The sequence below is a fragment of the Melioribacteraceae bacterium genome, assembly GCA_030584085.1.
Lineage (GTDB): Bacteria > Bacteroidota > Ignavibacteria > Ignavibacteriales > Melioribacteraceae > SURF-28.
In genome coordinates, this window is the sequence record CP129490.1 from 78060 (window position 1) to 90655 (window position 12596).

General features: G+C 35.1%; 9 protein-coding genes. All 9 read right to left on the bottom strand.

The features are described 5' to 3' along the window. Positions 1-10: 10 nt before the first annotated feature. The 9 genes from QY331_00355 to QY331_00395 all read right to left on the bottom strand — a co-directional run bounded on the left by QY331_00355 (position 11) and on the right by QY331_00395 (position 12548). On the bottom strand, positions 11-631 hold the full coding sequence (locus QY331_00355; GenBank protein WKZ69699.1) for a phosphatase PAP2-related protein: 621 nt from the start codon (positions 629-631) through the stop codon (positions 11-13). A 273-nt stretch (positions 632-904) separates the two neighbouring features. Further along, positions 905-4720 carry a FlgD immunoglobulin-like domain containing protein gene (locus QY331_00360; GenBank protein WKZ69700.1) on the bottom strand — a complete coding sequence of 1272 codons (3816 nt, stop codon included), beginning with the start codon at positions 4718-4720 and terminating at the stop codon, positions 905-907. A gap of 332 nt (positions 4721-5052) precedes the next feature. Then, positions 5053-5562: a DUF1579 family protein gene (locus QY331_00365; protein ID WKZ69701.1), complete on the bottom strand. Its 510-nt coding sequence runs from the start codon at positions 5560-5562 to the stop codon at positions 5053-5055. A gap of 71 nt (positions 5563-5633) precedes the next feature. Continuing rightward, a complete protein-coding gene (locus QY331_00370) occupies positions 5634-7925 on the bottom strand; it encodes an FG-GAP-like repeat-containing protein (GenBank protein WKZ69702.1) in 2292 nt (763 codons plus the stop codon). Positions 7926-8019: 94 nt separating this feature from the next. After that, positions 8020-8640 (bottom strand): response regulator transcription factor, encoded by a 621-nt coding sequence (locus tag QY331_00375; protein WKZ69703.1) that lies wholly within the window; start codon positions 8638-8640, stop codon positions 8020-8022. Between the two features lie 67 nt (positions 8641-8707). Next, positions 8708-9631 (bottom strand): triple tyrosine motif-containing protein, encoded by a 924-nt coding sequence (locus QY331_00380; GenBank protein WKZ71311.1) that lies wholly within the window; start codon positions 9629-9631, stop codon positions 8708-8710. Next, positions 9526-11766 (bottom strand): two-component regulator propeller domain-containing protein, encoded by a 2241-nt coding sequence (locus tag QY331_00385; protein WKZ69704.1) that lies wholly within the window; start codon positions 11764-11766, stop codon positions 9526-9528. Before QY331_00385 ends, QY331_00380 begins: the two co-directional genes overlap by 106 nt. Positions 11767-11838: 72 nt before the next feature. Next, positions 11839-12315, bottom strand: a complete 477-nt coding sequence (locus tag QY331_00390; GenBank protein ID WKZ69705.1) for a CoA-binding protein — start codon at positions 12313-12315, stop codon at positions 11839-11841. Between the two features lie 2 nt (positions 12316-12317). Then, the gene (locus QY331_00395) at positions 12318-12548 is read right to left on the bottom strand and encodes a hypothetical protein (GenBank protein WKZ69706.1); all 231 of its coding nucleotides are present in this window, start codon (positions 12546-12548) and stop codon (positions 12318-12320) included. Positions 12549-12596 lie beyond the last annotated feature (48 nt).

A 12596-nucleotide genomic window follows, 5' to 3' on the forward strand; every position in this document is an offset into this window, starting at 1 on the left:
TACAAGTAAATTACTTTTCAAATTTATTATTGATCCATTTTGAGAATACGAAAGCACCATAGCCAAAAAACGGAGCAGCAATAACATCTATTGTGTAATGCACATGCTGAAGCAATACAAAAGCTCCAACGAATATTGTTCCGACTAAAAATAAATTTTTATAAACTCGATTTCTTGCAGTTAAATAAAATATAAACATCGTAGATGTGTGACCCGAAAAAAATAAATCTTTGGTTAGTATTTCTCCCGTTCCAAAAAACTGCACAAATGGATCATTCAGAAGAATTATGGTTGAAGGAGGATTTAACGGAAGAAAATACATCGCAATAATTCTGAAGATTGCGGTAATTGTATAAGCTTTAAGAGCGAGCAATAATATCCCGGGATAATTGCGAAGATGAAAAACCGCAAGTATTAATCCGAGATAAATAATTATAAACGTCCACCATGTAAGATCAACCGGGCTGAATAAATCCAGTAAAGGATCGGTGAAGGCAAATCCATCACGAGTTTCAATATGTGTCAGATACATTGGTAGGAAAATTAAAACCGGAATGAGAACTGAAAATGTTGTTGTGAGATTATAAACGTTTCGTTTGTTAGATAAATATTCTTGCCAGGCTGAGATCATTTACGAATAATTTTTTATTTGAAATTACAAAATAAAAAAGGCTGTTGAAATAACAGATCAAAAAAAATGATGAGGAAATTAAAACGGTCTCCCAATGAGAGACCGTTTTTTTAGGGTGCTTATTATCTAACACTATAGCTAAAAAGAGTGATTCGTTTTTACAGCCATGCTAAGTAGTGTTAGTGATTATTCGAATAAAATGCTTTTCGCATTTTCTCATCTCCCAATTTATGTTGATTGCTTGATACCAAAAGTGCAACTCAACAAACAGTATTATTTTATGAGAATCATTTTTTTAACTGCAATATTTTTACCTGCCGTAACTCTATAAATATAAACACCTGCCGAAACTTGCGAACCATAATTATTCTTTCCGTTCCAAACAATTTCATAAACACCTGAGTTCATTTCAGTATTTACCAATGTATTAACCAGTTGACCAAGTATGTTGTAAACCTTTATTGTTACAAAGCCGGCATCCGGTACTGTATACTTAATCTTTGTTGTCGGGTTGAACGGATTCGGATAATTTTGATAGACTTCGAATTTCGAAGGCATTTCTTCATCCACAACTTCAGTTACACCATTTGGTGAAACTGTTAGAGTTGGTCCAGAGAGTGTTTCTTTTCCGTTGAGAGTATATTTTGTTTTAACATTTGTTTCGGTAAAGCTCATTTCATTAATTCTAAAATAGATTTCACCCGGAGTTATTGTGCCATTTAATTCCTTATTCGAAAAGAATGTAAAGACTGAAATACCTTGCTGCTTTTCATAACCTAGTACTGTATACCCATCAATTTTATATAGAGAAGAAAATGATTGATAATTCAGTATAGCTGGGTCATATTCAAATTCAACAGTTATGTTGAATAAGTGCTCGGCGTTAATAATTTCTAAAGGAATTTGAACGAGTTTTTCTTCCTTCATAATTACTGCATTTGCTAAATTGAATCCACCGTTAGCTATAACAGAACTCGGAGTTTCGCCGGTTATGAATGCATAAAGTTCATTAAGATCGGTAAGATTAATAACACCGTCATCGTTGAAATCCGCGTTATCCAAAGCTTGCGGATCGGTTATAAGATTACTGCTGCCGTTTAAGTATAAAAGAAGCAGATAGAAATCGTCCATTGTTACTTGTTTGTCGAGTGTTACGTCTCCTTTATCTGCTACTATGCCCGTTGGAGCAAAGTAATCTATAATTCCGTTGGTGACATTAACAGTATAGTCAATCGCGTTGGTATTTAACGCGGTAAAGTCAAATGAATTTCCCTCGATTACCGCAGTGCCGGGAGCAGCTGCGTCACCACGGACTTTCATTTGCAGTGTAAAGAGTTTACCCGGTTCATCAATTGCTGATAACCCCCAACCGGCGAATGTTAGTTCGCCGATACCTCCGGTAACTGTATTTGAAACAGAGAAGTAAGACCAAGTAGCATCATTAATTAATCCGTCATTCAAGTAGCCGAGATATTCTAACTTAGTATTATCATAAGTGAATTCTCCGGTAAGTAGAACATAACCTTCAAGTTTAGGATTGAAATAAACATCTAAAAGATATGTAGCACCGGTATATGCAGGGTTTACACTTTCCACAGTAATTTCCGGATTTAGACTAACACTGGAACCCGAGAAGTCCACTAAACCAAGTTCATTCATATCCACTTTGTGATAAATCAATCTCTCAATATCATTATAATCAACAGCATCAAGGAAAATATTATTACGAGCATCGACATTATTAATGGCAGCAGAAGACATATTTGTTAGGGAAATAGCTGATTGATCCAAATAACCTGAAAAGAGTGAATTATTAATTTTAATGTTCTCCGGCTGTAATCCAGGGAAACCCCCATAGCCTCCGATTGCAAAACCTCTCCCTGCTACTGAGGTAGAGAGTTCTATTCCATCAAATAGGGTTCCGGTTATATTTCCTTCTAAATAGATTTCAGCAGTCCAATTATCTATAAATTTAGAACCAAATAGGAATGAAATATTCTTCATCTCAAGACCGCTATATTGTGAAGACAGAAATACTCCGAATGAATTTCGAAAGATTTCAAAATCACCAGAAAATGTTATATCAAGTAATTCATGCAACATTTGTGGTCCCAATATACTTATGGGGTTTGCAACAAAGTTGCTTTGAGTCATATAGATTCCAAAATTTGTATTGTAACCAATAATTCCGCCATTAAATGAAATATTTTCGTTTGCACCTAAAGAAATACCAATTTCTTGAGTTGGTATACCACCCAAAAGATTATTAAACTCATCAGTAGTTAATCCTGCTTTTATATTGTTGAATCCTAAGTCCACATTATCTGTTAGCGCAAAGCCAATTGCCTCATTTTGTTTCGCTGTGACATAATTAAATGTAGAATTACTGCATGAGTAGAATGACATACCCAAGAGATTTTCATTTGCAATAACGTTATCAAATAAAACATTACTGCATTGCAACAGCTCAATGCCAATATTAGAATTATTTGAGAAATTACAGTTTGTAACTGTCAGGTAATCAACAAGATAAGCTACAAAGCCATTAGTGAATGTACTTCCACTTACCGTTTGTATGTTATCTAATGAAATGTTTGAAATAGGTAGAAACGGCCCAATAGAAACACCATAAGGATTTGATGACAGTAGTTTGAAATTCGCGATATTCACAAAGGAAGAAGTTATTCGTAATCCAACTATGCTTGGGTAAGAACTACCGTAGCCAATTATTGTTAAAGGTATTTCAACTTCAACCAACTCATAGTATACACCGTTTTTAACTTTTATAAGACTTCCAGGCGGAACATTATCTATTGCATAGTTAATAGATAAATATGGTGATGCTTCAGTTCCGGGATTACTATTGTTTCCTGTTGTTGCTACATAGTATGTATTTCCAGATGTAAAATTGAAGGATGTTGCAGCGTCAAGCTTAATTCCATCGTTGGAAGCAATAACATTCCATTGGAAATGACTTGACCCGGGAAGCTCAGGAACAACATATTGGATGTCTGTAGTAATAATATTTATTAAGGTATCAGGTGTAGGATTTGTTATATCTACGATTATCAGATTATAACTTGATGCATTTTGTGACGCTTCCCAAGAAAAGGGGGTATTTATACCCGAAATGTTAAATCCGTTATAAGGAAATAGAAGACTGAAAGGTTCCGGTGGTAAAATCTCTTTTGTGGTAAAACTCCACGTGTCGGAAGTAATAGAGCCCGTTGCAGTGGTTGCAATTACTTTCCAGAAGTATTGTGTTAGCGGAACTAATGCAGCACCTGTGACATCATGGTAAAGTGCATCGATATCGCTTGCCTGTTTAACTAAGTCAATTATGGTTGTTGCGAAAGTATCCTCTGTAGAAACTTGTAAATTATAAGATGTTGCACCGATATAGGCATTCCATGAAAACCTAGGATATAATGTCACTTCATCAGCTTCATTGTCTGGGGAAACTAGAATCGGGCTTGCTGGAAGTGTGAAGGTTGCAGTGAAATATTTATTACTGTTCATTGTAACTAATAGAGGATTTGAAGTACCGCTCGCATCGCCACTCCAACCGCTGAAAATCCATCCACTGGCTGGAACAGCATTTAAGCTTACGGTTGATCCGGTTATATAAGATGTTAAGTCGGGAGTTTTTGTAACAGTTCCGTTTCCGACAACACTCACAGCGAGTGAATAACCTGTTGGATCAGTATAGCCCGATGAAGGAGTCATACTCCAGATGGCTGAATAAGTAGTTCCAATTCCAACCCTCCAGTAATATGTTATACCGACGACTAATCCTGCACTGGAAGGAACAGTTAAATAACCCGCACCATAAGTAGATATTGAAGTGATGTAAACTAAATTTGAACCTGAAAAATCAGTTGAGCTAGTACTGATTTCCACCGAGAAAGTAAAAGGACCCGGCGAGTAATCAGAAGCGACATACCACCAACTAAGCGTTGGTGAAGTAGTAATGTAAGTTGCACCGTTAATTGGTGCGGAAAGGTTCGGCGTACCTATCTGAGCATTTATTGCTAATGTAGAAAAAACAAATAGCAAAAATACAGGTAGGAATCCTCGTAAAGATTTCATTAGAGCACCCTCGTATTTATGTTTCTAAAGAAATAATACTAAGTATGAATATGATTGTTAATTTGATTGAATTTGATAACACTCAAAAGAACATCATATCATGATGCTATTGTGGCTGGTCAATAACATTTACTCGGAATGTTCAGTAATACGTTCGCACCCATTGGTGGATTTATATGATAATGTGTATATGGAGTCTATGTGAGAAAAAAGACGCTAATAAACTATACTTTTATATTTTAATACACAATAAAATTATTTAATATATTAAAAGATATGTTGACATAATATCACATTTAAAGCGGGTAATCGATGAGATTGTGAAACTTCAGTTATTTTCGCTTATAAAAAATCTGCCAGCGCAACTCCCAAGTTTGTCCGCCATCTAGGGACATCTCCCAATTCCAAATCAACGAGTTTTTTTCAATTGAGTGGAAAATCATTCGCTGATAGATCTCATTTCCTTCGGGGTTTATAAAGTTTCTCGACAAGATCATATTCTCTTTATCAACACCGCCTCCAAAGACCATAAAGTTTCCGGTATTATCGACCCATGTTTGAAGCCACTTATTTTTCAGAGAAGAATAAGTTGTAACACTTTTACCTCTGAATCCCGAATTATAATCTTCAAAATTTTCTTCGATAACACAGTCGTCTAAAATTTTAGAAATAGAGTTATGACCTTTATACTCGTTTCCATCAGAATCATACCAGGTTAAATCCCACTCACCAATCCAAAAATCAAATTGGGAGAAGTTTAACGATTCACAAGATTTTTGAGTTTGTGCTTTGCTTGATAAAGTAAAAGTAAGCACTAAGATACACAGATATATTAGTTTCATAATGTTATCCTTGAATAGATGCCGTGTCCATCCCCCCATTGCTAAATGAACACGGCATTGTTAGGAGGTGATTATTTTATGAGAGTCATTTTTTTAACCGTTGAAAAATTTCCGGCTCTCAAACTGTAAAAATATATTCCGCTTGAAAATTGATCAGCATTGAAATCGACTGAATAAGTCCCGGTTGATTTTTGCTCGTTAACTAAAATTGCAATTTCATTTCCAAGTACATCAAATAATTTTAATGTGACATGTGAATGTTTTGGAATCGAGTAATTAATTGTTGTTGACGGATTAAACGGATTAGGATAATTTTGCGCTAAACTATATTCCGTTGGAATTGATTCATCTTCAACACTTGTGGGATCGTCCACAACATTTACGAACCAAGTTTTTGAAATTGAGTTCATCGGATTAGAAATTGTAACAGAAACAGTATCTGTTCTTGGTGTCGGTAAAATAAATGATGAACTGTAATTGTATGTTGAACTTGTTGAAGCGCTGATGCCATTCTTTGTCCAAGCATAATCTAGCTCATATCCGGTTGGATCTTCGGCGGTAACACTGAATCCAACCGATCCGTTTTTGGCAATTAATGTATAGGAAGCCGATGGATTAGAACTTAGAATTACCGGTATTCCGGGTTCTACTTTCACTTCAATATAATTTTCTCTAGTTAATTCCTGGCTACCACTTGAATTAGTAACGATCAGTTTTACGGTATAAATACCGACTTCGCTATATGTCCATTGTGGATTTTGCTCGGTAGCATCAATTGTACCGTCATTGTTTAAATCCCATTCCCAATTTGTAATAGGGTTGGCGGGATCGGTAAAAGTTAAGTCTTCAAACTGCACAGTTATTTCACCAAAATCTTCAATTTCATCAGCGGAAAAATTTGCTCGCATAAAACCGTTTGGTATAGTCTCGGTTACATTATGAGTTTCGTTAATCGTAAGATTAGATAATTCACTTGTTTGACCCGATGGCCATTCAATAGTTGCTTGTTCAATTACGGAAGCGTCTTTCAAACCAAAATGGACGACCAAACTATTGTGAGCGCCGAAACTATTTTGAGCAAGCAACTCTCTGATTTGCCAAGTTTCATTGCCGTCAATTATTGCTTTCACTTTCACTTTAGCGCCAATTGCGGTTTTGCTTGATACGGTTCCTTGAAGAATAAATTTTACCCAATTGTTGTCGTTGTCTAATTCATTAATGTATAAACCTCTTCCCAATGAATTACCGGAAATGAAAAGATCGAGATCACCGTCATCGTCATAATCACCGAAAGAAGCTCCGCGTGTTGCACCGGTTGGGCTAATACCATTGTCGGTAATTTTTGTAAAAGTACCATCACCGTTATTTCTGTAAAAAGAGTTCCCGTTTTCACTTGTTACAAGTAAATCAAGATCTCCGTCGTTATCAGTGTCCCCCCAATTGTTTGCCAAGTTTGAGCCTGTGACAGTAAATGCTGTTGATGTTGAAACGTAAGTTCCATTATCGTTAATATAAAATCGATCAGGGACAGCACTATAATTAGTTAAGAAAATATCAAAGTCGCCATCGTTGTCATAATCGATAGTGTTATAAGTTTGACCATCTTGTAAATCAGTACCTAATGGACCATCTTCCAATCGAATGAAATCGACTGAACCGGTTTCAATAAGTTGATTTATGTAAATATAATCACGTGCTGCACTTCCTGCCGGTCCGCTACCAATGAACAAATCTAAATCTCCGTCCTGATCATAATCTGTCCAAGTCGGAATTGTATAAGGTGCAAGGTTTTGTGTGAATTCATAATCTTCTATACGTGTAAATCTGCCGTCGCCGTTGTTCATAAAAAGAAATGTGGGGTTATTTCCCCCATTATGAAAACCAACAGCATGTGTAACAACAAGATCAATGAAGCCGTCGTTATTATAATCTGCCCAAGCAGGTGCCCAACCTCTATAATCGTTGGTGGGATTAAAAACCGTATTAGTTATCCTTTCGAAAGAGGAACCTTCTCCTTTAAATAGAAATATAGGTGAGCCGGCCATTGCAAAGTCTAAAATTCCGTCATTGTTATAATCAGCCCAACTCACGCCGTTAGCATTTCCGGGGTTGTTTGCTTGAATACTGCTGTTATCATAAATAAAAGTCCCGTCTCCGTTATTTATGAACAAATGATTTTTTGTTGCATGGAGATCGAGGTCACCGTCATTATCAAAATCAATCCATGCGGCACCTGCATAATTTACATCTGTGCTTGTTTGGTTGATTATATTTGCGGCATCTCTGTTAAAAGTCTGCGCGTTAATCAGAAGTTGACTTATCAATGCAACAACAATGGCGATTAGAATATCGAATAGTTTCATGTTACCCCCTTTTGATTGAAAGAATTCTAATGCAATGATACTAATGAATTGGCAAGGGTTGTATTACCCAATCGGGGTATTTTGAAATGAATTTTTAGATTAGTCTTTCTCGAATTGCTTTTGCGACAGCTTCGGATTTTGAATGAACTTCCAACTTCTTGTAAATATTTTTAAGATGCTTACGAACGGTTTCTTCACTTATGAAAAGTTTATCGGCAATTGTTTTATAACTTGAACCGTTGCATAATTCGGTAAGGACTTCTGTTTCTCTTTTGGTTAATTGTTCGGGAGCGGGTTGGACTTTAAAAGAACCAACAACCATTCGAGCAATTTGTGAGCTCATTGGCGCACCGCCGTTGTGGGTTTCTTTAATTCCTTCTAATATTTTTTGCGGTGAAGAATCTTTAGTTAAATACCCTGAAGCTCCCGAACAAAGTGCATCAAAAACGTATTCGTCATTTTCATGAATGCTCAAAACCAGGACATCCAAATTTGGATATTTTGTTTTAATCTTTTTTATAGCATCAATTCCACTCATACCCGGTAAACCAATATCCATCAATACAACATCGGGGATTTCATCATCAAGCCATATTAATGCAGATTCGGCATCTTCAAAAGTTTGAAGACATTCGTAAACCACTGTTCCGTTAATTAGTAATTGTAAACTTTCACGGATCTCGGAATCATCTTCAACAATGATCACTGATATCATTAAAATAAGCCGGATAGTTTTTGAGTGAGGGAAAGTTATAAATATGACTAGATAAAATAAAGCCGTATTATGATAATTGTGAATGAAGTCGTATGCTTGTTCCTTCTCCTTTTGTACTTTCAATATCAACCTTGCCGTTTAAACTAGCCGCTCGCATACGAATATTTTTTAATCCTCTGCCTTGCTTAATTTTGTTTAGATCAAAGCCGTCACCATCATCGGTAAGTGAAATATCAATTTCGTTTTCGTGAATCGAAAAAGTTAAAAGAACATTTTTTGCATTGGAATATTTAAGAATATTATTCATAGCTTCTTTAAATATGAGCATTGTATGTCGCCGCCAATCCATTGGCATAGTTATATTACTATATCTCTCTTCAACCCCGCTTGTTCTAAACGATATTGAAGATTTATCAAAAAGATCATCACCAAAATCTTTTAATCTGATTGCAACATCATAAAGAGTATCTTTGCCGGGATCCAGAGTCCAAATAAAATCTTTAACCCCGGAAGAAAGATTCGACGATAACTCACTTATCTTTTGCATATAAGTTAAACTACCTGATTCTTGATCTTTGAGAGTTCTCTTCAATAGCTCATTATAGAGTGAAATTTTTGTAATTCTATGACCAAGTTCATCGTGGAAATCTTCCGCAGCTTTTTTGCGTAGTTTTATTTCTTCTTCCGCTCTAATCCTTTCAATCTCTTCAGCGTATTTTAGTTCTCTCGCCAATTTAAATTTGTGAAGAGAATATATAGTAATTCCAATTACAGTTAAGATAGACAGTATAAACCACCAAGTTTGCCAAAAAGGCGGAGTTACGATTACAGATAATGATGAACTTTCACTACTTTCAAATCCTGTGGAATTTGTTGCCTTAACAATCAATTGATATTTCCCCGGTGGAAGAACAGCATATTCGGCAAATGGTTTATTGTAAGAATTAATCCAAGTTGTATCAAAGCCATCGAGTTTGTATTTAAAGTTGATGTTTTCCGCTGATATAAAATCCATAGAAGTGAAATAAAACCGGAGATAATTTGTGTTATAAGGGATTTCAATTTCGCAACTTCGTTATAAGCAAAATTCGGGAAGAGATTTTCTTCAGCACTAGTTACGGATAAAATTTTAATTGGTGTGGTTACAGAAGATTTAAGATAATTTTCGGTATCAATTATACTCAGACCATTTACACCTCCGAAATAAATTTCATTTCCAGAAACTGAATACGATCGAGCTGTAAACATATTTCCGTGTAAACCATGTTCGGAAGTAAATGAATTTATTTGTCCGGATTCTAAATCTAAAACAGAAATACCATTTGCCGTGCTGAGAAAAAGATGATTGTTAAATTCAACGATACCGAATATCACAGAATTACCAAGTCCGTGCTGCTCCGATATTAATTCGAAAGTCCCATCATCACGATTAAATTTATTCAATCCGCCGCCGGTTCCAATCCATAGATTTCCATAAGCATCTTCGCAATAACTAAAAACATAATTGTTTGATATTGTATTAGGGATTTCCGGATCATTTCTAAAAATCCTAAACGTATTTGTCTTTGGATCGTATTGATTCAAACCGTTATATGTCCCGGCATAGATATAACCTTTTGCATCCTCATAGAGAGATAAAATTGTATTGCCGGTAATATCATTATTGATTGCGGGATCATCAGTAAGCCGTATAACTTTATCAGTTGTTTTGTCAATTTTGTTTAATCCGAAATTTGTTCCTGCCCAAATATTGTTTGAGCTATCTATCAATAAACAAATTATTGGTCCGGCTGTTAATGAATTTTCTTCTTGGGGATTATGAGTAAAATGTTTTTCAATATTGAGAGAATTATCCGTCAAATATAAACCGGAATTTGTACCAATTAAAAAGTTGGTTTCAGAAATTTGCTTAATCGAAAAAATCGATTTGTTTAAGAAGTAGTTCTCGAAGGAATTGTTTTGTTTATTGTGCTTTGATAAACCTGCATTTGTACCGATTAATAATTCATTATCATTAACCGGTAATATTGAGCTGACAATATTACCGGGCAATTTAGTTAAGTCATGTTCATTATAGTTAATTGATTTGAAAACATTCTCACGGGAAAATATTTTATTTATTCCACCGGTATATGATCCAATCCAAATTGTTCCTTCGCGATCTTCAACTATAGAAACTACCGCCCCTCTATGAATTTTATTTTTTCCCGTATCGGAAGAAGAAAATATATGTACTTGCTCTAATTCGTAGTTTAATACTGCAACAATTCCAAGCGAACCGAACCATACATTGTTTTTAGAATCGACAAAAATTTCAGTAATATTTTGAATTGAGTTTATTTCGGGGAACTTATCGGAAATTACTTCATGTTCGTGAGTGCTTTCATCATAGCGAATTATTTTTCCGTCAGAGTAGATCCATGCAATATGATTTTTAAAGTAAACTGAACGAACTTTGTCTAAATCCAAAACTTCAAAGGAATATTTGCTGAATGAATTTGAGATGTCATTGTATTTGTAAAGCGTATAAGATTTTGAAATTAAGAAAATCTCGCCGGAAGAGTTTATTGCAAACTTTTTTTCTCCATTTACCTCATCGTTGTTCTCAAAATCATTTACGAAAATGGAAGAACCATTTTTTTGATCAAGAACTATTATTCCATAATTATCTGTAGCAATCAATATTTTCCCATTTTCAGACTGCTTTATATCCCAGACAATTCCATTGCATTCATCAACTAAATTCAGCGAGGAAGGGGTGTACCTTGTGAACTTGTTCTTCTTTATATCGAATTTGTTAAAACCGCCTCCAAAAGTTGCAATCCAAAAATTTCCATCTCTATCTTCGAAAATTTTTGTCACATCATCGTTTGATAATGAATTCTTATTGTTCGGTTCGTGACGGTAAACATTTGTGTGAGCACCCATGTAGTGGACTAAACCGTACATGGTTCCAAACCAAAGAAAACCTTTACTATCTTTATAAATATTATATACAGTTTGGTGAGAGATGCCTTCTTCAAATGAAAATGACGAGACCTGTAGATTTTGAAAGACATGATCATTTTTTGCAGTAAGAAAAATTGCGAGGATGATAAATAGAAATACTAAAGTGATTTTATTCATTGTCCATAATGTGTTAATTATGGCAATAATATAAAGCATTAGAATGAAAAATGAATCACCCGAATGGGGTAGTTATAATCCAAACGGAATTTTACCGGTAAGTTTTAGAACTCCCTTTAAACATTTATGGGGGAAATCAACTTTACCAACGTACATCATCGGGCATCCGCGCGGAATTAATTCAATGTCGTTTTCATTACAGTATCTCTCAGCTTCACTATTATAACTTCCGTTACCGATTGAACTATGGATCCACGCATATTTGATTCCGGCTTCTTTGCAATCTTTCAAAACACTCATCGTAACCGAAGGAGACGTATTGATGAAAACTCCATCAACAGGTGAAGGAATTGATTTTAAATTAGGATAACATTTATCGCCCTCAATCTCAACCGCATTAGGATTAACGGCAAAAACATTATACCCGTTATCTTTGAATTTCTTATAGATGATGTTCCCTGTTTCGGTCGCGGGTTTTCTTGAAACTCCGGCGACGGCAATATTTTTTAGTGAAATAAACTTTTGGATTCTTTCATTAATTGGATTCATTTTTATGCCGGTCTGTTGTCTGCGGATAAATCTTTTATTGGTTCTCTGGCTTCAAGTAAATTCTTGACATTTTTGATATCGAGCACCCACTTGTTTAAATAAGAGATTAAATTCTCTGTATAAATTCTCGATTGTTCAAAATCCTGAGTTGCCGGTTTATGCTCGATTGCATCAATCAAATCAGAATAAACATCATTAAGAATTAGTATTTCATTTTCGAATTCATTGTTCATAAGTTCACCTTGTCTTTATCAATTTACTAAACAAAAATAACACAACTA

Bases quoted from the DNA above. Each gene is read 5' to 3' on its own strand.
- QY331_00355 (WKZ69699.1), bottom strand. From the start codon at position 631: ATGATCTCAGCCTGGCAAGAATATTTATCTAACAAACGAAACGTTTAT.
- QY331_00360 (WKZ69700.1), bottom strand. From the start codon at position 4,720: ATGAAATCTTTACGAGGATTCCTACCTGTATTTTTGCTATTTGTTTTT.
- QY331_00365 (WKZ69701.1), bottom strand. From the start codon at position 5,562: ATGAAACTAATATATCTGTGTATCTTAGTGCTTACTTTTACTTTATCA.
- QY331_00370 (WKZ69702.1), bottom strand. From the start codon at position 7,925: ATGAAACTATTCGATATTCTAATCGCCATTGTTGTTGCATTGATAAGT.
- QY331_00375 (WKZ69703.1), bottom strand. From the start codon at position 8,640: ATGATATCAGTGATCATTGTTGAAGATGATTCCGAGATCCGTGAAAGT.
- QY331_00385 (WKZ69704.1), bottom strand. From the start codon at position 11,766: ATGAATAAAATCACTTTAGTATTTCTATTTATCATCCTCGCAATTTTT.
- QY331_00390 (WKZ69705.1), bottom strand. From the start codon at position 12,315: ATGAATCCAATTAATGAAAGAATCCAAAAGTTTATTTCACTAAAAAAT.
- QY331_00395 (WKZ69706.1), bottom strand. From the start codon at position 12,548: ATGAACAATGAATTCGAAAATGAAATACTAATTCTTAATGATGTTTAT.